The organism is Cupriavidus sp. FW305-F7 (genome assembly GCF_058782875.1).
Window position 1 is genome coordinate 37,996 of the sequence record NZ_JBYSYC010000015.1, and the last position, 20,844, is coordinate 58,839.

The 20,844-nt window shown below is 66.2% G+C and carries 19 protein-coding genes and 1 tRNA gene; 11 read left to right on the forward strand and 9 right to left on the reverse strand.

Going from position 1 to position 20,844, the window contains the following annotated elements; genetic code table 11:
* Positions 1-150 precede the first annotated feature (150 nt).
* The 3 genes from ftsZ (at position 151) to lpxC (ending at position 3,372) form a co-directional block, all read left to right on the forward strand.
* The gene (gene ftsZ, locus AC3WL8_RS15970; RefSeq protein WP_010814764.1) at positions 151-1,344 is read left to right on the forward strand and encodes a cell division protein FtsZ; all 1,194 of its coding nucleotides are present in this window, start codon (positions 151-153) and stop codon (positions 1,342-1,344) included.
* A gap of 450 nt (positions 1,345-1,794) precedes the next feature.
* Positions 1,795-2,301, forward strand: a complete 507-nt coding sequence (locus AC3WL8_RS15975) for a peroxiredoxin (protein ID WP_013958070.1) — start codon at positions 1,795-1,797, stop codon at positions 2,299-2,301.
* A gap of 153 nt (positions 2,302-2,454) precedes the next feature.
* A complete protein-coding gene (lpxC, locus tag AC3WL8_RS15980; protein WP_013958069.1) occupies positions 2,455-3,372 on the forward strand; it encodes a UDP-3-O-acyl-N-acetylglucosamine deacetylase in 918 nt (305 codons plus the stop codon).
* Between the two features lie 64 nt (positions 3,373-3,436).
* On the opposite strand, the gene AC3WL8_RS15985 is transcribed toward lpxC, so the two are convergent.
* A complete protein-coding gene (locus tag AC3WL8_RS15985; RefSeq protein WP_013958068.1) occupies positions 3,437-3,940 on the reverse strand; it encodes a hypothetical protein in 504 nt (167 codons plus the stop codon).
* Between the two features lie 294 nt (positions 3,941-4,234).
* Here AC3WL8_RS15985 and secA point away from each other — a divergent pair, with 294 nt between their 5' ends.
* The 5 genes from secA (at position 4,235) to AC3WL8_RS16010 (ending at position 12,049) form a co-directional block, all read left to right on the forward strand.
* Positions 4,235-7,012 (forward strand): preprotein translocase subunit SecA, encoded by a 2,778-nt coding sequence (gene secA, locus AC3WL8_RS15990; protein WP_013958067.1) that lies wholly within the window; start codon positions 4,235-4,237, stop codon positions 7,010-7,012.
* 150 nt (positions 7,013-7,162) lie between these two features.
* Positions 7,163-8,389, forward strand: a complete 1,227-nt coding sequence (gene argJ, locus AC3WL8_RS15995) for a bifunctional glutamate N-acetyltransferase/amino-acid acetyltransferase ArgJ (RefSeq protein WP_153954174.1) — start codon at positions 7,163-7,165, stop codon at positions 8,387-8,389.
* 177 nt (positions 8,390-8,566) lie between these two features.
* A complete protein-coding gene (locus tag AC3WL8_RS16000) occupies positions 8,567-9,472 on the forward strand; it encodes an ATP-binding protein (protein WP_013958065.1) in 906 nt (301 codons plus the stop codon).
* The gene (locus tag AC3WL8_RS16005) at positions 9,469-9,915 is read left to right on the forward strand and encodes an NUDIX domain-containing protein (protein WP_013958064.1); all 447 of its coding nucleotides are present in this window, start codon (positions 9,469-9,471) and stop codon (positions 9,913-9,915) included. The genes AC3WL8_RS16000 and AC3WL8_RS16005 overlap by 4 nt, the downstream gene beginning before the upstream one ends.
* A gap of 94 nt (positions 9,916-10,009) precedes the next feature.
* On the forward strand, positions 10,010-12,049 hold the full coding sequence (locus AC3WL8_RS16010) for an OPT family oligopeptide transporter (RefSeq protein ID WP_492378433.1): 2,040 nt from the start codon (positions 10,010-10,012) through the stop codon (positions 12,047-12,049).
* Between the two features lie 30 nt (positions 12,050-12,079).
* On the opposite strand, the gene AC3WL8_RS16015 is transcribed toward AC3WL8_RS16010, so the two are convergent.
* The 6 genes from AC3WL8_RS16015 to pilB all read right to left on the reverse strand — a co-directional run bounded on the left by AC3WL8_RS16015 (position 12,080) and on the right by pilB (position 17,931).
* Positions 12,080-12,268 carry a DNA gyrase inhibitor YacG gene (locus AC3WL8_RS16015; protein WP_013958063.1) on the reverse strand — a complete coding sequence of 63 codons (189 nt, stop codon included), beginning with the start codon at positions 12,266-12,268 and terminating at the stop codon, positions 12,080-12,082.
* 17 nt (positions 12,269-12,285) lie between these two features.
* Positions 12,286-13,044, reverse strand: a complete 759-nt coding sequence (gene zapD, locus AC3WL8_RS16020) for a cell division protein ZapD (protein ID WP_035826777.1) — start codon at positions 13,042-13,044, stop codon at positions 12,286-12,288.
* Positions 13,045-13,253: 209 nt separating this feature from the next.
* Positions 13,254-13,880, reverse strand: coding sequence for a dephospho-CoA kinase (gene coaE / locus AC3WL8_RS16025; protein ID WP_035826779.1), 627 nt, complete (start codon positions 13,878-13,880; stop codon positions 13,254-13,256).
* Between the two features lie 63 nt (positions 13,881-13,943).
* Entirely contained in the window at positions 13,944-14,846 is a 903-nt protein-coding gene (locus AC3WL8_RS16030; RefSeq protein ID WP_013958060.1) for a prepilin peptidase, read from the reverse strand.
* A 3-nt stretch (positions 14,847-14,849) separates the two neighbouring features.
* Positions 14,850-16,121, reverse strand: a complete 1,272-nt coding sequence (locus AC3WL8_RS16035) for a type II secretion system F family protein (protein WP_013958059.1) — start codon at positions 16,119-16,121, stop codon at positions 14,850-14,852.
* 79 nt (positions 16,122-16,200) lie between these two features.
* Complete coding sequence (gene pilB / locus AC3WL8_RS16040) at positions 16,201-17,931, reverse strand: type IV-A pilus assembly ATPase PilB (protein ID WP_013958058.1); 1,731 nt, start codon at positions 17,929-17,931, stop codon at positions 16,201-16,203.
* 240 nt (positions 17,932-18,171) lie between these two features.
* On the opposite strand from pilB, the gene AC3WL8_RS16045 reads away from it, so the two are divergent.
* A complete protein-coding gene (locus AC3WL8_RS16045) occupies positions 18,172-18,453 on the forward strand; it encodes a helix-turn-helix domain-containing protein (RefSeq protein WP_249221207.1) in 282 nt (93 codons plus the stop codon).
* A 110-nt stretch (positions 18,454-18,563) separates the two neighbouring features.
* On the opposite strand, the gene AC3WL8_RS16050 is transcribed toward AC3WL8_RS16045, so the two are convergent.
* Positions 18,564-18,640, reverse strand: a tRNA-Pro gene (locus tag AC3WL8_RS16050).
* A gap of 130 nt (positions 18,641-18,770) precedes the next feature.
* The gene (gene ispB / locus AC3WL8_RS16055; protein WP_492378457.1) at positions 18,771-19,700 is read right to left on the reverse strand and encodes an octaprenyl diphosphate synthase; all 930 of its coding nucleotides are present in this window, start codon (positions 19,698-19,700) and stop codon (positions 18,771-18,773) included.
* 530 nt (positions 19,701-20,230) lie between these two features.
* Here ispB and rplU point away from each other — a divergent pair.
* Entirely contained in the window at positions 20,231-20,542 is a 312-nt protein-coding gene (rplU, locus tag AC3WL8_RS16060) for a 50S ribosomal protein L21 (RefSeq protein WP_006576525.1), read from the forward strand.
* A gap of 39 nt (positions 20,543-20,581) precedes the next feature.
* Positions 20,582-20,842 (forward strand): 50S ribosomal protein L27, encoded by a 261-nt coding sequence (gene rpmA / locus AC3WL8_RS16065; RefSeq protein ID WP_010814747.1) that lies wholly within the window; start codon positions 20,582-20,584, stop codon positions 20,840-20,842.
* Positions 20,843-20,844 lie beyond the last annotated feature (2 nt).

The window sequence follows — 20,844 nt, forward strand, 5'->3', positions numbered from 1 at the left end:
AGCGGCGCGCAGGCAGGGCGGTCTACCGGACAGGCCTGTGTGCTGAGTGGAAGTTTTCTGGTTTTCTTTTTTTTGGTTTCTTGTTCAGAAACCAGGGGTTGCGGCGGGGAGGCTGCATCGTCTGGGGACTGATTTTTCTCGGAGGCAGTGATGGACTTTGACATGATCGAAACGGAAGTGCAGGACGGCACCATCATCAAGGTGGTCGGCGTGGGCGGTGCGGGCGGTAACGCCGTGCAGCACATGATCAGCCGCGGCGTGCAAGGCGTCGAATTCATCTGCATGAACACCGATGCCCAGGCGCTCAAGCGTTCGAGCGCTTCACGCGTGCTGCAGCTTGGCAATACGGGCCTGGGCGCTGGCGCCAAGCCGGAAGTCGGCCGCAACTGCGCCGAATCGGCCCGTGATCAGATCGCCGATTCCCTGCGCGGCGCGCACATGGTCTTCATCACTGCCGGCATGGGCGGCGGCACCGGCACGGGCGCCGCGCCGATCGTCGCGCAAGTGGCCAAGGAGATGGGCATCCTGACCGTGGGTGTGGTCAGCAAGCCGTTCGACTTCGAAGGCGCGCGCCGCGCCAAGGTGGCCGAACACGGTTCCAGCGAGCTGGAATCGAGCGTCGACTCGCTGATCGTGGTGCTCAACGAGAAGCTGTTCGAAGTGATGGGCGACGACGCCGAGATGGACAAGTGCTTCCAGTGCGCCGACGATGTGCTGCACAACGCGGTGGCCGGCATTGCCGAGATCATCAACGTTGACGGCCTGGTGAACGTCGACTTCGAAGACGTGAAGACGGTGATGGGCGAGCAAGGCAAGGCCATGATGGGGACGGCCACCGTGTCGGGCGTTGACCGCGCCCGCCTGGCGGCCGAGCAGGCCGTTGCCAGCCCGCTGCTGGAAGGCGTGGACCTGTCCGGCGCGCGCGGCGTGCTGGTCAACATCACCGCCAGCCGTTCGCTGAAACTGTCGGAAACCAAGGAAGTCATGAACACCATCCGCAGCTACGCCGCGGAAGATGCGACCGTGATCTTCGGTACGGTGTACGACGATTCGATGAGCGATGCGCTGCGCGTGACGGTGGTGGCCACGGGCCTGGGCCGCTCGGCCAAGAAGCAACAGCCGATGACCCTGCTCAAGACCGGCACGGACAACATGCCGGTGCAGATGATGGCCAACATGACCGCCGCCGCGGCCACGCACAGCTCGCCGGACTACAGCAACCTGGATACGCCGGCAGTGTGGCGCAGCTCGCGTGAGTCGGCGTCGGCCCACGTGGCGGCGCTGCAGGAAAAGGGTGTGGATACGTACGACATCCCGGCCTTCCTGCGCAAGCAGGCAGACTGAGCCCTGCCTGGCGCGGCATCGGTGCCTCCACCGGCCGCCTGACGGAACGCGTCGCCTTGTCGCGATGCACGTGCGCTCCCCATCCGCGCGTGCCTTGCATGGACTGACGTGAACCGCCGGGCCGCTGGCGGCGCCGCGCCTGCGCCGGACTGAGCTTCACCCGCATCCCGTCGCCGGGACGGGCGTGCCGCTGGCCGCCTCCCCGGACTGGTTTCCCGCCTTCCCGGTCGGGATGTATCAGCGTCCGCGCGGCGCACCCAAGAGGTGCGCCGCGCGGACGTCTTTGTAGCAAGGTGTATCGGATCCGCGCCGGATGTCACCGGATGTGAGCCGGCTTTGGCAATGTGGGCAAGGCGCCTATGATCTTGAGATTGCCCATCTGCCTGAGTGCGGGCGTCTGCGCACCGGCATCCGGACTATTCTTCAGAAAACCCAGGAGGACCACGACCCATGATCACTGTCGGTTCCCGCGTCCCCGACGCCACGCTGCAGGAATTCTTCGAAACCGAAGGCAACGGCTGTGCCCTTGGCCCCAATGCCTTCAAGGTGGCGGACCTGGTCCGCGGCCGCAAGATCGTGGTGTTCGGCCTGCCCGGCGCTTTCACGCCGACCTGCTCGGCCAAGCATGTGCCGGGCTTTGTGCAGCATGCCGCGGCGCTACGCGAGGCCGGCGTCGACGAGGTCTGGTGCGTGTCGGTCAACGACGCCTTCGTGATGGGCGCCTGGGGCCGTGAGCAGCAGGCGGGCGGCACGGTGCGCATGATGGCCGACGGCAGCGCCGAGTGGACCCGTGCGCTGGGCCTGGACCAGGACCTGACCGCACGCGGCATGGGCGTGCGCTCCAAGCGCTACGCGATGGTGATCGACGACGGCGTCGTCACCCGGCTCGACGTCGAGGCACCGGGCGAATTCCGCGTCAGCAGCGCCGAGGCAGTGCTGGCGGCGTTGCGTGGCTGACACAGTCATCCGGGTAAACGTGGATAATACGCAACTTATTAAGGGGGTGTTAACAGCCGGAAACAAAACCCGGCTGCAGCGCCCTTGAGGTGGTGGTAAAATCCCTTAATCAGAAAAGCTACACGATAGATTTTTATAATAGTTGAGGCTGTCATGCTCAAACAGCGCACGATCAAATCCCTGGTGAAGACCGTTGGCATCGGCCTGCACTCGGGGCGCAAGGTCACGTTGACCCTGCGTCCCGCGTCGGCGGACACCGGCATCGTCTTTACCCGCGTCGACCTGCCCGAGGCCGTCGAGATTCCCGTGGCCGCGTCGGCCATCGGCGACACGCGCCTGGCATCGGTGCTGCAGAAGGATGGCGCGCGCGTTTCGACCGTCGAGCACCTGATGTCGGCGTGCGCCGGCCTGGGCATCGACAACCTCTATGTCGATGTCGACGCCGAGGAAATCCCGATCATGGACGGCAGCGCCGCGTCCTTCGTGTTCCTGCTGCAGTCGGCCGGCATTGAAGAGCAGAACGCGCTGAAGACCTTCATCCGTGTCAAGAAACCGGTGGAAGTGCGCGAGGGCGACAAGCTGGCGCGGCTGGAGCCGTTCTTCGGCTTCAAGCTGTCGTTCACCATCGACTTCCGCCACCCGGCGGTCGACAAGACCGGCCAGACCTTCTCGATCGATTTTGCCGACACCAGCTACGTGCGCGAGATTGCCCGCGCCCGCACCTTCGGCTTTGCGCACGAGGTGGAAGCCCTGCGCGAGATGGGCCTGGCGCGCGGCGGCAGCCTGGACAACGCGATCGTGCTGGACGAGCACCGCATGCTCAACAATGAAGAGCTGCGCTACGGCGACGAGTTCGTGCGCCACAAGATCCTGGATGCGATCGGCGACCTGTATGTGGTGGGCCATCCGCTGATCGGCGCCTATGTGGCAAACAAGTCGGGCCACGGCCTGAACAACCAGCTGCTGCGCGCGCTGCTGGCCGACCAGGAAGCCTACGAGCTGGTCACCTTCGACCGCGTCGAGGAAGCCCCGGCCGCGTTCCTGCCGCAGGCGCAGCCGGCGTTTGCCTGATCCTGGCGAACTGGCGCAAAAAAAAGCCGACCCGAGGGTCGGCTTTTTCGTGATCGGCACCGGGCTAGCGGTGATGGGCGAGCAGCGTATTGAGCGCGTCGCGCAGCGGCGAATCCGGCAGGCTGCGCGCCAGTTGGTCGAGGTTGGCGAGTCCCGTGGGCGTCATGCGGCCGCCGGTGCGCTGACGTTGCACGGGCTCCACTTCCCAGTCCGCGTGGCGCGACACCTCTGGCTGCACCCGCACCCGGATCGCGGTGATGTGCGAGCCGCGCTGGTGCAGCCGTGCCAGCAGCGTCGGCACCACCTGGCGCACGCGGGCAGCGGCGGCGCCGTGCGCGGCCAGCAACAGCAGCACCTGGGCGTTCGGGTCGGTGGCGTCACGCTTGACGCCGGCCACGGCCAGGCCGTCGCGCATGCCGGCGGGCAGCAGCGCCAGCACCTCGGCCTCCAGCACCGACAGCTGGCGCGCGGTCTGCATCAGCGTCGAAACCGGGCCGGCCTTGGCCAGCCAGTCGTTGAGCGGCTTGGCGGCGGGGGTCTGCAGGGCGTGGTGGGTGAAGCGGCGCATGCATGCATTCTAGCAAGGGGCGCGGGGGCCGCCTTGCCCGACCGCGGATTGAAGCTGCGGCGGCCGCCCCAAACTGTGGCTGACGGGGCGCGCGGGCAATCATGCGCACGACACGCATGGTCAACATTCGGCGGGCTTGCCTGCCCTTGCGGGACGGGGCCAGGCGCGTTCCGGCCGTGACCCCGGCACATGATAAACTCGGCGTTTTGCGCCAATCTATCCATTCCTCGCCCGGCCGCCGGAGCAGCCCGCATCCCTGGGGTGCACCCGGTTCCGCGCAGGTGAAAGCAATCGATGATCACCGGCCTTCTCAAGAAAGTCTTCGGCAGCCGCAATGAGCGGCTGATCAAACAATATCGCCGCACGGTGGCGCAGATCAATGCGCTGGAGCCGAAGTTCGAGCAGCTCTCGGACGACGAGCTGCGCGGCATGACGGAGACCTTCCGGCAGCGCCACGCCGGCGGCGAATCGCTCGAGGCGCTGCTGCCCGAGGCCTTCGCCGTCTGCCGCGAGGCCAGCAAGCGTGTCATGAAGATGCGCCACTTCGACGTGCAGCTGATCGGCGGCATGGTGCTGAATGACAACAAGATCGCCGAAATGCGCACCGGCGAAGGCAAGACGCTGACCGCGACACTGGCCGTGTACCTGAATGCCATCACCGGCAAGGGCGTGCACGTGGTGACCGTCAACGACTACCTGGCGCAGCGCGATGCCGAGTGGATGGGCCGGCTGTACAACTTCCTGGGCCTGTCGGTGGGCGTGAACCTGTCGCAGATGCCGCACGACGCCAAGCAGGCGGCGTACAACTCGGACATCACCTACGGCACCAACAACGAGTTCGGCTTCGACTACCTGCGCGACAACATGGTCTACGACCCGTCGCAGCGCGTGCAGCGCCCGCTCAACTACGCCATCGTCGATGAAGTGGACTCGATCCTGATCGACGAGGCCCGCACCCCGCTGATCATCTCCGGCCAGGCTGAGAACCAGACCGACCTGTACCAGCGCATGAACGGCATCCCCAAGCTGCTCGAGCGCCAGATCGGTGAAGAGAAGGCCGATGGCACCGGCGTGGAGAAGCCGGGCGACTACTACGTCGACGAGAAGGGCCACCAGGTCTACCTGACCGAAGCCGGCCACGAGAAGGCCGAAGAGATCCTGTCGCAGCAGGGCCTGATCGGCGAGGGCGAATCGCTCTACGCGCCGCAGAACATCACGCTGATGCACCACCTGTACGCGGCCCTGCGCGCACACAGCCTGTTCCATCGCGACCAGCACTACGTGGTGCAGAACGACGAAGTCGTGATCGTCGACGAGTTCACCGGCCGCCTGATGACCGGCCGCCGCTGGTCCGACGGCCTGCACCAGGCCGTGGAGGCCAAGGAAGGTGTCACCGTCCAGCAAGAGAACCAGACGCTGGCGACGATCACCTTCCAGAACTACTTCCGCATGTACAGCAAGCTGGCCGGCATGACCGGCACGGCTGACACGGAAGCGTATGAGTTCCAGGAGATCTACGGCCTGGAAGTGGTGGTGATCCCGACCAACCGCCCGGCCCAGCGCAAGGACCAGCAGGACCAGATCTACAAGACCGGCAAGGAGCGCTACGACGCCGTGGTGCGGGATATCCGCGACTGCTACGAGCGTGGCCAGCCGGTGCTGGTGGGCACCACCTCGATCGAGACCTCGGAATACCTGTCGGGCCTGCTCGATCGCGAACAACTGCCGCACCAGGTGCTCAACGCCAAGCAGCACGCACGCGAAGCCGAGATCGTGGCCCAGGCCGGCCGCCCCAAGATGATCACCATTGCCACCAACATGGCCGGTCGCGGTACCGACATCGTGCTGGGCGGCAATGTGGAGAAGCAATCCGGTTTTATCGAGGCGGATCCGAACCTGTCCGACGCCGAGAAGGCCGCGCGCATCAAGCAGCTCGAGGATGAGTGGCATTCGCTGCACGAGCAGGTCAAGACCGCCGGCGGCCTGCATATCGTCGGCACCGAGCGCCATGAATCGCGCCGTATCGACAACCAGTTGCGCGGCCGTGCCGGCCGCCAGGGCGACCCGGGTTCGTCGCGCTTCTACCTGTCGCTGGACGACCAGCTGCTGCGCATCTTCGCCGGCGACCGCGTGCGCGCCATCATGGAACGCCTGAAGATGCCCGAGGGCGAGCCGATCGAGGCCGGCATCGTCACGCGCTCGATCGAGTCGGCGCAGCGCAAAGTCGAAGGCCGCAACTTCGACATCCGCAAGCAGCTGCTGCAGTACGACGACGTTGCCAACGACCAGCGCAAGGAAATCTACAAGCTGCGCAACGACGTGCTGGAAGCCCAGGATGTCGGCGACATGGTGACCAACCTGCGCGAGAGCGTGCTGGTTGAGCTGTTCCGCGACCACGTGCCGGCCGACACCATGGAAGAGCAGTGGAACATCGCCGGCCTGGAAACGCGCCTGCGCGAGGACTGGGGCCTGGAAGTGCCGCTGGCGCAGACCATCGAGGGCGCGCAGAGCATCGAGGACGAAGAGCTGCTCAACCTGATCATGAAGGCGGCCGCGGAGCGCTACGGCAGCAAGGTCGCGATGGTCGGCCGCGAGTCGTTCGCCGGCTTCGAGCGCTCGGTCATGCTGCAGAGCATCGACACGCACTGGCGCGAGCACCTGGCCGCGCTGGACCACCTGCGCCAGGGCATCCACCTGCGCGGCTATGCGCAGAAGGATCCCAAGCAGGAATACAAGCGCGAGTCGTTCGAGCTGTTCGCGCGTTTGCTGGACCTGATCAAGAGCGAAGTCACGCGCGTGACCTTCAACGTGCAGATCCAGTCGCCGGAAGAACTGGAGCAGGCTTCGGAAGAGATCGAGGAAGGCCTGTCGCACCTGGAGAACGTGCAGTACAAGCACGACGAGTTCGCCGAAGGGCGAGAGCCGGTCGAGGAAGCGCCGTCGCCGCGCACCGGTGCGGCCATGGCCGCCGCCGAGCTGGCGCTGGCGGGCATGCCCAAGGTCGGCCGCAACGACCCGTGCCCGTGCGGCTCGGGCAAGAAGTTCAAGCAGTGCCACGGCAGGCTCAGCTGAGTCGCGCACCGGTATGAGGTCGCGCCCGTCGCACGGCGTGACGCGAATGGAAACGACATGCCCGCCCTTAGCGGGCATGTTCGTCTGATGACAAGCAAGTTGCGAGCAGAAGCCGCAAGCAGATAACGCAAGCAGGAAAGAGGAGTCCACATGCCCGTCAATCTTCCGCTGCCCCAGGCAGAGAACCTGAAATCCGTCGCCGGCGTGGAGCTGGGCTGGGCCGAGGCGGGCATCCGCAAGGCCAACCGCAAGGACGTGCTGGTGGTGCGCGTGGCCGAAGGCAGCACCGTGGCCGGCGTCTTCACCAGCAACCGCTTCTGCGCCGCGCCGGTGCAGGTCTGCCGCGAGCACCTTGCCGCTGGCAAGGGCATCCGCGCGCTGGTGGTCAACACCGGCAATGCCAATGCCGGCACCGGCGAGCCGGGCCTGGCCAATGCCCGCGCCAGCTGCGACGCGCTGGCCGCGCAACTGGGCATCGCCACCGAGCAGGTGCTGCCGTTCTCGACCGGCGTGATCCTGGAACCGCTGCCGGTTGACCGCCTGGTGGCCGGCCTGCCCGCCGCCATCGCCAACGCGAAGCCGGACAACTGGCTGGCCGCCGCCGAAGCCATCATGACCACCGACACGCAGCCCAAGGCCGCGTCGCGCACGGTGCAGATCGACGGCAAGACCGTGACGCTGTCGGGCATCAGCAAGGGCGCCGGCATGATCCGCCCGAACATGGCGACCATGCTCGGCTTTATCGCCATGGACGCCGCCGTGGCCCAGCCGGTGCTGCAGGCGCTGGTCTCCTACGCCGCCGACCATTCGTTCAACAGCATCACCATTGACGGCGATACCTCGACCAACGACTCGTTCGTGCTGATCGCGACGGGCAAGTCCGGCGCCGTGGTCGACCGCACCGAAGGCCCGGCCTTCGAGGCGCTGCGCGACGCAGTGACCGCGCTGGCGCAGGAGCTGGCGCAAATGATCGTGCGCGACGGCGAGGGCGCCACCAAGCTGATGACCATCCGCGTCGAAGGCGGCAAGGACGTGGCCGAGTGCCGCCAGATCGCCTATGCGGTGGCGCACTCGCCGCTGGTCAAGACCGCGTTCTATGCGTCGGACCCCAACCTGGGCCGCATCCTGGCCGCGGTCGGCTACGCCGGCGTGAACGACCTCGACGTCGACCGCGTCAACCTGTGGCTGGACGATGTCTGGGTGGCCCGCGACGGCGGCCGCAACCCCGACTACCGCGAGGAAGACGGCCAGCGCGTGATGAAGCAGGCCGAGATCACCGTGCGCATCGCGCTCGGCCGCGGCAAGGCCGAAGCGACGGTCTGGACCTGCGACCTGTCGCACGACTACGTGTCGATCAACGCCGACTACCGTTCCTAAGCATCGCTGGTTTGCTCCCCTCTCCCGCTTGCGGGAGAGGGGCCGGGGGAGAGGGGCGGCGTATCAAGATGCGTGGTGCCTAGCCAAACCACCCCTCTGCCCAACCCTCTCCCGCTGAGGGGAGAGGGAGCCAAAACAATTGGCATAAGCCAACCCTCTACTGTCATCGCCCCTGCCATGTCTGACCTCGCCGCCCGCCTCGACAACTTCCTCGCACGACTCGAACAATGGCTGCCGCCGCAACTGAGCGACGCCGACTGGCAGGAGGCCGTGGCGTTCCGCTGGCGCAAGCGGCAGAGCCTGTTCGGCAATATCGGCTACCTGCAGCCGGTGCGCCAGCTGCCGCCGATCCACCTGGACGACCTGAAGAATATCGAGCGCCAGAAGGATGCCATCGTCGGCAATACGCGCCAGTTCGTGGGCAAGCTGCCGGCCAACAACGTGCTGCTGACCGGCGCGCGCGGCACCGGCAAGTCATCGCTGATCAAGGCCTGCCTCAATGCCTTCGTCAAGGACGGGCTGCGGCTGGTTGAGGTGGACAAGGATGACCTGGGCGACCTCGGCGATATCGTCGAGCTGGTTGCGCAGCGCCCCGAGCGCTTCGTGATCTTCTGCGACGACCTGTCGTTCGAAGAGGGCGAGTCGGGCTACAAGTCGCTCAAGTCGGCGCTGGACGGCTCGGTGGCGGCGCAGTCGGACAACGTGCTGATCTACGCCACCTCCAACCGCCGGCACCTGCTGCCGGAGTACATGAAGGACAACGAGACCTACCGCCACACCGACGATGGCGAGATCCATCCCGGCGAAGTGGTGGAAGAGAAGATCTCGCTGTCCGAGCGCTTCGGGCTGTGGCTGTCGTTCTACCCGCCCAAGCAGGATGAGTACCTGGCCATTGTCGGCCACTGGCTCAGGCACTTCGGCTGCACCGACGAGGACATCGCCGCGGCGCGCGGCGACGCGCTGGTGTGGGCACTGGAGCGCGGCTCGCGCTCGGGCCGCGTGGCCTGGCAGTTTGCGCGCGACTGGGGCGGCAAGCATGGCAAGCCCTATATTGCCGATGTCGCCGGAGACGCCAAGGCATGAGCGCGGCCACGCAGAACCCCGCGCAGACCGGTGGCAACCCGCCGCGCAAGGTGACCGAGGTGGCGGTCGGCGTGCTGGTGCAGCCCGACGGACGCTTCCTGCTGGCGCAGCGCCCGGCCGGCAAGCCCTACGAGGGCTACTGGGAATTCCCAGGCGGCAAGCTGGAGCCGGGCGAGTCGGTAGAGGCGGCACTCGCCCGCGAGCTGCATGAAGAGCTGGGTCTTGATGTCACGCAATGTGAGCGTTGGCACATCCTGGAACATGACTACCCGCACGCCTATGTGCGGCTGTATTTCTGCAAGGTCACCGACTGGCGGGGCGACCCCGTCGGCCGCGAAGGCCAGGCCTTCTCGTGGCAGCGCACGCCGGTGACGGTGGGGCCGCTGCTGCCGGCCACCATTCCCGTGGTGGAGTGGCTGGCCGAGGAATCGGGCAACGGCTGACCCTGCCATTCCTGCTGTCGGGCAAGCGGCCGCGGCGCCCGCTTGCGCGCCGCCAGGGCCTGACCAGGCCCTGATCCACAGGAAAGGAACCTGCATGCTACGTGTCGATCGTATCGCCGACGACGTTTCCCTGCCCGAACTGACCCTGCGCGGCATCATCCTCGGTGCGCTGATCACGGTCGTGTTCACCGCCTCCAACATCTACCTGGGCCTGAAGGTCGGCCTGACCTTCTCGTCGGCGATCCCGGCGGCCGTGATCTCGATGGCCGTGCTGCGGCTCTTCCCCGGCGCCAACATCCTGGAAAACAACATGGTGCAGACGCAGGCCTCGGCCGCGGGCACCCTGTCGTCGATCATCTTTATCCTGCCGGGCCTGGTGATGCTGGGCCACTGGCAGGGCTTCCCGTTCTGGCAGACGCTGGCGATCTGCGCGGCCGGCGGCATGCTGGGCGTGGTGTTCAGCATCCCGCTGCGCCACGCGATGGTGGTGCAGAGCGAGCTGCCCTATCCGGAGGGCGTGGCCGCGGCGGAAATCCTGCGCGTGGGCAGCGCCGCGCCGGACCAGGCCGCGCCGGGCCAGAAGCCCCAGGCGACCGGCCTGGCCGACCTGATGGCCGGCGGCCTGGTGGCGGGGCTGTTCAGCTTTGCCGCCGGCGGGCTGCGCCTGCTGGCCGAGGGCGCCAACTTCTGGCTGTCGGCCGGGGCCTCGGTGGTGAGGCTGTCGATGGGCTTCTCGCTGGCGCTGGTGGGCGCGGGCTACCTGGTCGGCATCGTCGGCGGGCTGGCCATGCTGCTCGGGCTGGTGCTGACCTGGGGCGTCGCGGTGCCGTGGCTGACGGCCATCACGCCGCGCCCGGACGGCGCCACGCTGTCGGCCTTCGGCACCATGGTGTGGAGCCAGCAGGCGCGCTTTATCGGCGCCGGCACCATCGGCATCGCCGCGATCTGGACGCTGCTGTCGCTGGCCGGGCCGATGCTGTACGGTATCCGCGCCTCGTTCGGCGCGCTGCAGGGCGGGCCGGCGGGGCAGGGCAAGATGCCGCGCACGCAGCAGGATATGCCGGCCAAATGGATCGGGCTGGTGATGCTGGGGCTGCTGGCGGTGCTGGTGACGGTATTCGCCTGGTTCCTCGCGCCGGCGCCGCTCGATGGCGGCGCACGCTGGCGCCTGGTGATCTACGCGGTGGTATTCGCCTTTATCTTCGGCTTCCTGGTGGCGGCGGCGTGCGGCTATATGGCGGGGCTGGTGGGCTCGTCGGCCAGCCCGATCTCGGGCATCGGCATCATCGCGGTGATCCTGGTGTCGCTGCTGATCCTGGTGGCGGGCAAGGCCGACGGGCTGCTGGCCACGCCCGAGGGCAGCAAGTTCTCGATTGCGCTGGCGATCTTTACCACCTCGGCGGTGGTGGCGGTCGCATCCATCGCCAATGACAACCTGCAGGACCTGAAGACCGGCTGGCTGGTCGGCGCCACGCCGTGGCGTCAGCAGGTGGCGCTGCTGATCGGCTGCGTGGTCGGCGCCGCGGTGATCCCGCCGGTGCTGGAACTGCTCTACAGCGCCTATGGCTTCGCCGGCGCGCTGCCGCGTGCGGGCATGGACCCCAACCAGGCGCTGGCCGCGCCGCAGGCGACGCTGATGACCGCGATCGCCACCGGCATCTTCACCCACCAGCTCAACTGGACCATGATCCTGATCGGCATCGGGCTGGGCGTGGTGCTGATCGCCATCGACGAGATGCTGCGCCGCCGCCGCGGCGCGGCGCGGCTGCCGGTGCTGGCGGTGGGCATCGGCATCTACCTGCCGCCGACCATCAGCTCGGCGCTGGTGGTGGGCGCGGTGCTGTCGTGGCTCCTGCTGCGCAGCGAACGCCGCCGCGCCACCGCGCGCGGCGACGACGTCAAGCTGGCGCTGGAACATGCCGAGCGGCGCGGCACGCTGCTGGCCTCGGGCCTGATCGTGGGGGAAAGCCTGGTCGGCGTGATGCTGGCCGCGGTGATCGGCCTGTCGGGCAAGGATGCGCCGCTGGCGCTGGTCGGGGCCGGGTTTGAAGCGACCGCGCAGTGGCTGGGCCTGGCGGTGTTCGCACTGGTGTGCGTGGGCTTCTACCGCCGCGTGCTGGCGGCGGCGCACTGAACCAGGGGGGGCGCTGAAGGCGAGGGCGCTTCAGTCGTCCTCGTCTTCAGGCTGGTCGGCGGAGGTTTCGCCCGGCTTGCCGCCAATCACGTATTTCTCGGACGCCCAGGCGCCGAGATCGATCTGCTTGCAGCGCTCGGAACAGAAGGGGCGGAATTTGTTGTCGGGCACCCAGGCCACCTCGGTGCCGCAGGTGGGGCATTTGACGACAGCAGGCATAGCGTTCAGCGCAGGCTTCAGAAATTGCAGAGTTTCAGCAGGAACGGGATATCCGCATCGACCGAGCGCGGACGCAGGTCGCCGTCCTGCTGCGTAAAGCGCACCCACAGCATGTACTTGTTGGCGCTCATCTCGGGGATGAAGGCCAGCAGCGAGTCATCCAGGTAGACCTGCATCAGCTGGTAGCTGCGTCCGGACAGCATCTGCTGGTAGCTGCCGCCGGTGGCGATCACCTTGCCGCTCTGGCCGGCTTCGCGCAGCAGGCGCAGCACGATGGTGGTGCCCATGCGCAGCGACAGCAGCGGACGTACCCACTTCAGGATATCGGCGCGGCGGTCTTCGGCGGGGCGGTGCTGCCAAGCATAGTAGGCCGGCAGGTCGAACTCGCAGGTGCCGCCGGGGATGATCGCGCGGCTGCGGATGCTGGTCAGCCACTCGTTGTCGGCCAGCAGCTGGCCGGCCTTGCCCACGGTCTGGTTGAGCATGGCGATGCCTTGCTCGATCTCGCCGATGATGGCGTCCAGTGCCTCCTGGTCGATCTGCGGGCTGGCGCGCAGCGGCGCCAGTGCCTGGCGCTGGCGTTCCAGTTCCTTGATCAGGTCGGTCTTGAGGTCGGCGCGGCCGGCCACGTCGATGATCTCGAACAGCGTGGTCAGCGCGACATGATGCTGGTGGGCATGATCCTGGCCGAGAAAGTATTCCAGCCGATCGAACAGGTCCTCCAGGCGCAGGAGTGTCCTGATGCGTTCGTTGAAAGGGTATTCGTACAGAATCAAGTGCAATGTCCGTGCAGGGCGTCGGGCGCTTTCAGGAGCGGCCCGGTGCAGAATGAGGCCCGGGAAATGCCGGAAGGGGCGATATATGGCAGGCGGTTACCGGCAGTATGCGGTGATTTCCCCGCATATTCCAGCGCATTCTATGCGAGACAAGGGCCGAGGACAATGTCGCGTGCATGATGCCATGCGCTGGCGCGCCGGGTTGCGCGTTATGGATGGACCCTGGCCGCCGCCGACAGTTCACGATAGTAGCGGTCGAGCCGGTCGACCTGGTCCACCAGCGCCTCCACCGGGCCGTCGTTGTCGATGACGTCGTCGGCACATGCCAGGCGCGCGGCGCGGGTGGCCTGTCTGGCCATGATGGCCTGCACCTGCTCGCGGCTGAAGCCGTTGCGCGCCATCACGCGCGCCACCTGGGTGGCCTCGGTGCAGTCCACCACCAGCACGCGGCCCACGCGCTCGCGCCATGAGCCCGATTCCACCAGCAGCGGCACCACGTAGATCAGGTAGGGATGCTCGCCGGCATCGCGGATCGCGTGGGCGCGCTCGGTCGTCAGCGCACGGATCAGCGGGTGGGTGATGGCTTCAAGCCGTGCCTTGGCTGCGGGGTCGGCAAACACCAGTGCGCGCATCGCGTCGCGGTCCATGGCGCCGTCGGGGCGCAGGCAGGCCGGGCCGAAGGCCTCGACCAGCGCCGGGATGGCGCGCCCGCCCGGGGCGGTGATCTCGTGCGCGAGCAGGTCGGTGTCGATGATCGCGGCACCGCGCGCGGCAAACATGTCGGCCACGCGGGTCTTGCCGCTGCCGATGCCGCCGGTCAGTCCGATTTCCAGCATGTGAGGCTCTGTTGACGATGTTGCCGCAACGATACCAGCTTCAGCGGATATCGTCGGACACCGTCAGGGCCATGCAAACAGCGGCAGCACGCCGGGGCCGAACAGCAGCACCACCACCCCGGCCAGCGCGATGAAGGGTCCGAACGGGAAGGGCGTGTCGCGTTCCTGGCGGCGCAGCACAATATTGGCCAGCCCGAACAGCACGCCGACCACCGACGACAGCAGCACCAGCGCCGGCAGCGCCTGCCAGCCGAACCAGGCGCCCAGCGCCGCCATCAGCTTGAAGTCGCCAAAGCCCATGCCTTCCTTGCCGCGCACGAGCCGGAACAGCCAGTAGGCCGTCCACAGCACCAGGTAGCCGGCAGCCGCGCCGATCACGGCGTCGGGCAGCGCCACGAAGACGCCGCCCAGGTTCAGCAGCAGGCCCAGCCACAGCAGCGGCAGGGTGATCTGGTCCGGCAACAGTTGCGTATCGGCATCGATCATGGTCAGCGCCAGCAGCGCCCACACCAGCACCAGCGCGGCCAGGGCCTGTCCGCCGGGGCCGAAGCGCCACGCCACCAGCGCGCTCAGCACGCCACAGGCCAGCTCGACCAGCGGATAGCGCACACTGATCGGCGCCTTGCATGCCGAGCAGCGCCCGCGCAGGAACAGGTAGCTCAGCACCGGCACGTTCTCCCAGGGTGCAATCGCGTGGCCGCAATGCGGGCAGGCCGAGCGCGGCACCATCAGGTTGTAGCGGCCGGGGTGGGGCAGCGGGTCGCCGCGCAGCTCGGCGATATAGTTGGCCTCGTCGCGCTCCATCATGCGCGGCATCCGGTGGATGACCACGTTGAGGAAGCTGCCGACCACCAGCCCGAGCAGCGCCGCGGCAGCCACCAGAAAGGCGGGCGGCAGCGCCGCCAGTGCCTCCACCAGCGGCGCGCCACCGGTCGGATACGGAGAAGCAGACCACGCAGACAACATCGCTTACACCACCTGTCCCAGCTTGAAGATCGGCAGGTACATCGCCACCACCATGCCGCCGATCAGCACACCCAGCACCACGATGATCAGCGGCTCGATCAGGCTGGAGATCGCGGCCACGGCATCGTCGACCTCGCGCTCGTAGAACTCCGCCACCTTCAGCAGCATGTTGTCCAGCGCGCCGGACTCCTCACCGATCTGCGTCATCTGCAGCACCATGTTGTCGAACACATGGGTGGCCTGCATCGCGTTGGTCAGGCTGGTGCCGATGCGCACCGATTGCTCGATCTCGCGCGTGGCGTCGTAGTAGACCCAGTTGCCGGCCGCGCCGGCCACGGACTCCATCGACTCCACCAGCGGCGTGCCGGCGGCGAACATGGTGGCCAGCGTGCGGGTCCAGCGCGCGATCACGGCCTTGCGGAACAGGCTGCCGAAGATCGGCAGCTTCAGCAGCGCGCGGTCGGTGACGCGCTGCACCTTCTCCGATTTCTTCAGCGAGCGCAGGTAGAAGGAGATGGCGGCCACCGGCACCCCGATCACCAGGTACCAGTACTGGACAAAGAAGTCCGAGATGGCGATCACCAGCAGCGTCGGCGCCGGCAGGTTGGCGCCGAAGCTGGAGAACACGCCCTTGAACGCCGGGATCACGAACAGCATCAGGATCACGGTCACGGCAAAGGCCACCGTCAGCACCGCGATCGGATAGATCATCGCCGACTTGATCTGGCCTTTCAGCGCGATGGTCTTTTCCATGTAGAGCGACAGGCGCTCCAGCAGCGAGTCCAGGATACCGCCCTGTTCGCCGGCATCGATCAGGTTGCAGTACAGCGTATCGAAGTACTTCGGATGGCGCCGGAATGCCGCGGCCATGCTGCTGCCGGCCTCGATGTCGAAGCGGATGTCGGACAGCAGCTGGGTGAAGTTGGGGTTCACGTGGCCACGCGCGATGATGTCGATCGACTGCAGCAGCGGAATGCCGGCCTTGAGCATGGTCGACAGCTGCCGGGTGAAGTAGGCGATGTCCTTCTCGGTGATCTTGCGCCCGCGCGCGGCCTTGCGCTTCTTCAACTTGACGATGGTCAGGCCCTGCTTGCGCAGCGTGGCGGTGACCTCCGCCTGGTTCTCGGCGCGCAGTTCGCCGGTGAAGGTCTTGCCCTTGCGGTCCTTGCCTTCCCACTCAAAGATGTACTGGGTGGGTGCCTTGCGCCCCTTCCCTGATTTTGCCCGTGACGGTGCCGCCGTCCGGGCGCCCGCCGCTGGTGCACGCGTCGCCATGATATTGACCCCCGATGTAAATGACGCTTGTTCTGCGTCTTGTATTTACGTTGTGTCTTGCCCCGCCTGTCCTGCTTCCCTAAGTATTCGTTGTCGCCAGCACTTCTTCGAGTGACGTGACGCCCTGCTTCACCTTCAGCAGCCCCGCTTCGCGCAACGATAGCACGCCGTCCTTGCGCGCCTGCTCGGCGATCTGCAGTGCCGTGCCGTGCGTCAGGATGATCTCCTGCATGGCCTCGGTGATCGGCATGACCTGGTAGATGCCGCAGCGGCCCTTGTAGCCGGTGCCGTTGCAGCGCTCGCAGCCGACCGGGTGGTAGGGCTGCCAGCTGCCGTCCAGGTCTTGTTCGCGGAAGCCCGCCTCCAGCAGCGCCTCGCGCGGGATCTCGCCCTCGCCCTCGCGCTTGCAGGTACACAGCCGCCGCGCCAGCCGCTGCGCGGTGATCATCAGCACGCTCGACGCAATATTGAAGGCCGCCACGCCCATGTTCATCAACCGCGTCAGCGTGGTCGGCGCATCGTTGGTGTGCAGCGTCGACAACACCAGGTGACCGGTCTGCGCGGCCTTGATCGAGATGTCGGCGGTTTCCAGGTCGCGGATTTCGCCGACCATGATGATGTCCGGGTCCTGCCGCAGGAACGAACGCAGGGCCGCGGCAAAGGTCAGGCCCGCCTTGTCGTTGACGTTGACCTGGTTGATGCCGGGCAGCTGGATTTCGGCCGGGTCTTCCGCGGTGGAGATATTGATGTCGCCCTGGTTCAGCAGGTTCAGGAAGGTGTACAGCGACACCGTCTTGCCGCTGCCGGTGGGGCCGGTCACCAGCACCATGCCGTAGGGGCGTTTGATCACGTCTAGCAGCAGCGCCTTCTGCTCGGGCTCATAGCCGAGCTGGTCGATGTCGAGCTTGTCGGACGAAGATTCCAGGATCCGCATCACGATCTTCTCGCCGAACAGCGTCGGCAGCGTCGACACGCGGAAATCCACTGCCCGCTCGACCGTCTCCTTGGCGTCCTTGTCCTTGGGCAGGGCAATCAGCAGCTTCATGCGGCCGTCCTGCGGCACGCGCTTTTCAGAAATGTCCAAGCGCGACAGCACCTTGATGCGGGTGGCGATCTTGTCGCGGATATCCAGCGGCGGGCGTGCAACTTCCTGCAGCACCCCGTCCACGCGGAAGCGGACGCGGTAGAAGGTCTCGAACGGCTCGAAGTGCAGGTCGGACGCGCCGCGGTGGAAGGCCTCGGTCAGCAGCTTCTGCAGGAAGCGCACCACCGGGGCGTCGTCGATATTGTCGGCGGTGGTGCGGTTGCGCTGGTTGCCGGCCGCGGCCACCGGATCGTATTCGATCATCTTGCGCTCGGCCTGCACCGGCGAGATGTTCTTGAGCGTGCCCAGGGCCTCGCCGGCGGAGCGCACGTGCTTCATCAGCTTGTCGTGCTCGACCACCACCGCTTCGACCGGCAGCTTGTACTTTTCCTTGATCGCATCCAGCCCGGCCTGGTTGGACGGGTCGGACATCGCCAGCACCAGCCGGTTCTCGCGCCGGCCCAGCGGCAGCAACCGGTGCGCGTGGAATTCACGGTTGCCGGCCAGCGCCGGCGGCACCTTGGTCAGGTTGTACTGGGCCAGGTCCAGCAGCGGCAGCTGGTACTTGTCCGCGGCAAACAGCGCCAGGTCGTGCGCGCTCATGGTGCCGCTGCCGACGATCTCGTCGATCAGCTGCGACTGCTTTTCACGCGCGGCCTGCTCCAGCTGAGCAAGCAGGGCGGGCGCGATACGCCGGCTCTGGGCCAGGGCAAGACCGAGTGTCATGGCAGGTGCGCTGTGCGGTGCGGTTAGGCGGTGGCGGATGCCACGCAGGCGGGGGCGGACGGACCCACGTCCCCGGATCGGGGCAGTTTGCCGCCGGGGTCACTTTTTGTAAAGCCGATGCGGGCGTGGTGTTGGCGTTTGCGCGACACGGGCGCAACCCTACTTGCGCGGGGAAGAAGGGGCGTTTCAGGCAGCTGCCTTGCGCGCGGGGTGGTGTCCTTTTGAGAGAGGGAGAGAAAGATGACCATCATGACCGCAGAAGACCTGATGAAGGCCGTCAGCAAGATGCCCGCGCAGGAGCGCGTCAAGTTCTTCACGCTGGCGGGCGAGCAGGCTTTCAAGGACGAGAACTTCTCGCACGAGGAAGTCTTTGGCCACCTCGCTGAAGCAGACTTCACCGCCGCGGAGGCGGCCGAATACCTCGAAGTTTCAATTGCCACCTTCCGGCGGAGGGTGCGCGACGGCAAGCTGGCGCCTCATGCGGAAGTGGGCGTAGCCAGCTGTTCTCCGCGGCCGACCTGAAGGCATTCAAGCGTCAGCGCAAGGCGATCAAGGGATGAGTTGCCGGAGGGCAGGAGGGGGCAGAAAGACAAAAGGCCGAACCAACTGACGTTGGTTCGGCCTTTTAAATCTGGTCGGGGTGAGAGGATTCGAACCTCCGGCCTCTACGTCCCGAACGTAGCGCTCTACCAGGCTAAGCTACACCCCGATTTGGTTTGCTGGCAAACGTCTGACTGTCTGCAGCAAAGAACGTAAGTTTAGCAGCGTTTTTTAGGGAATGGAAGAGGGCGAGGAAAATCGCCGTTCAGCCCGCTTCCGCTGCCTTCCCCGCGGTTGCGTCAGGACTGCCGTTGCAATGAGAACGCGCAGAGCTGGATCAGGGCTTCCTTCAGTTCCGACGGCGGGAACTGCCGTGCTGCCTGTTCGGCGGCTTCGGCCTCGCGCCGTGCCGCTTCGAAGGTGACGTCCAGCGCGCCGCTGGCGTGGATCGCGGCGAACACGGCGTCGAAATGCTCGGTGCCGCCTTGCACGATGGCGTCGCGCGCCAGTTGGCGCTGCTCGGGCGTGCCGTGTTCCAGCAGGTGCAGCAGTGGCAGGGTGGGCTTGCCTTCGCGCAGGTCGTCGCCGGCGTTCTTGCCCATCTGCTCGGCGCTGGCGGTGTAGTCCAGCATGTCGTCGATCAGCTGGAAGGCGGTGCCGATGCGGCGGCCATACTCTGCCGCGGCTTCTTCCATCTGGGCGTCGGCGCCGGCCAGCACGGCGCCGAGTTGCGCGGCGGCCTCGAACAGCTTGGCGGTCTTGTAGCGGATCACCTGCAGGTAGCGCTCGACGGTGACGTCGGGGTCGTGCATGTTCAGCAGCTGCAGGACCTCGCCCTCGGCGATCACGTTGGTCGCGTTGGACAGGATCTCCATGATGCGCATGCTGCCGGCATCGACCATCATCTGGAACGCGCGCGAATAGAGGAAGTCGCCCACCAGCACGCTGGCGGCGTTGCCGAACACGGCATTGGCGGTATCACGCCCGCGCCGCAGCTCGGACTCGTCGACCACGTCGTCGTGCAGCAGGGTGGCGGTGTGGATGAACTCCACCACGGCGGCCAGCTCATGGTGGCGATTGCCGTCGTAACCCATCGCGCGCGCCGTCAGCAGCAGGATCACCGGGCGCAGGCGCTTGCCGCCGGCACCGATGATGTATTCGCCGATCTGCTCGATCAGGGGGACTTCAGAAGACAGCCGCTGGCGGATAACAGCATCGACCGCGCGCATGTCTGCAGCGACCGGGGCAAGCAAGGCAGTGGCGGAAGGCTGGGACAAGATGATCACCGTTACGCAAAACCGGACGATTATATGCGATGCGCGTGGCGTTCTACTTATGGGGCTCTTCTAAAGATTCGTGCTCAGGGTATGCGCTCAGGGTGTTCGCAAGGCGCGCATCTATAATGCAGCCATGAACAAGTCTGTTCCTCGCCGCCACCTGCGCCGCACTGCCCTTTGGGTGGCGTTTGCGGCGCTGGCGGGATTCCTGCTCGCCGACCTGACCTGAGCCAGGGCGCGGTTCCTTTGTGGCGATGCCGCCGCACGCAGGCTATGTGCCTGTTTTCTTTGCGCTTTTCCCTGATCTCGTTTACAATTCCCGGTTTCCTCCGGTAGCTGCGCTCGCTTTGCGGGTTCTGGCCGGCGGGAGATAACCGGGCCGCAGTGAGCCCATCCAGACGCCAGGCCGTGCAATTGACCGGCCGCGCAGGATGCGCCAGTGCCGGCATACGGCGTTTTATTCACATCCGAGAGGTTCGACAATGTACGCGGTCGTAAAAACCGGCGGCAAGCAATACAAGGTTGCTGCTGGCGAAAAACTGAAAGTAGAACAGATACCGGCAGACATTGGCGCAGAAATCACGCTCGACCAGGTGCTCGCAGTGGGCGCCGGCGACCAAATCAAGTTTGGTACGCCGCTGGTTAGCGGGGCTTCCGTCAAGGCTACCGTTATCTCCCAAGGTCGTCACGACAAAGTGAAGATCTTCAAGATGCGCCGTCGCAAGCACTACCAGAAGCGTCAAGGCCATCGTCAGAATTACACCGAACTGCGCATCGAAGCGATCGTTGCCTGATCGATCGAGCGTAACCAGGTAAAGCGACAGGAGTAAGACATGGCACAGAAAAAAGGCGGCGGTTCCACGCGGAACGGCCGTGATTCCGAATCGAAGCGTCTGGGCGTGAAGGTGTTTGGTGGCCAGGCCATCAACGCCGGCGGCATCATCATCCGCCAGCGCGGTACCCGCGTGCATGCCGGCGACAACGTCGGCGTGGGCAAGGACCACACGCTGTTTGCCCTGGTGGACGGCCACGTGCAGTTCGCCGTCAAGGGCCCTGCCAAGAAGCAGCAAGTCAGCGTCGTTCCGGCGGCCTGATA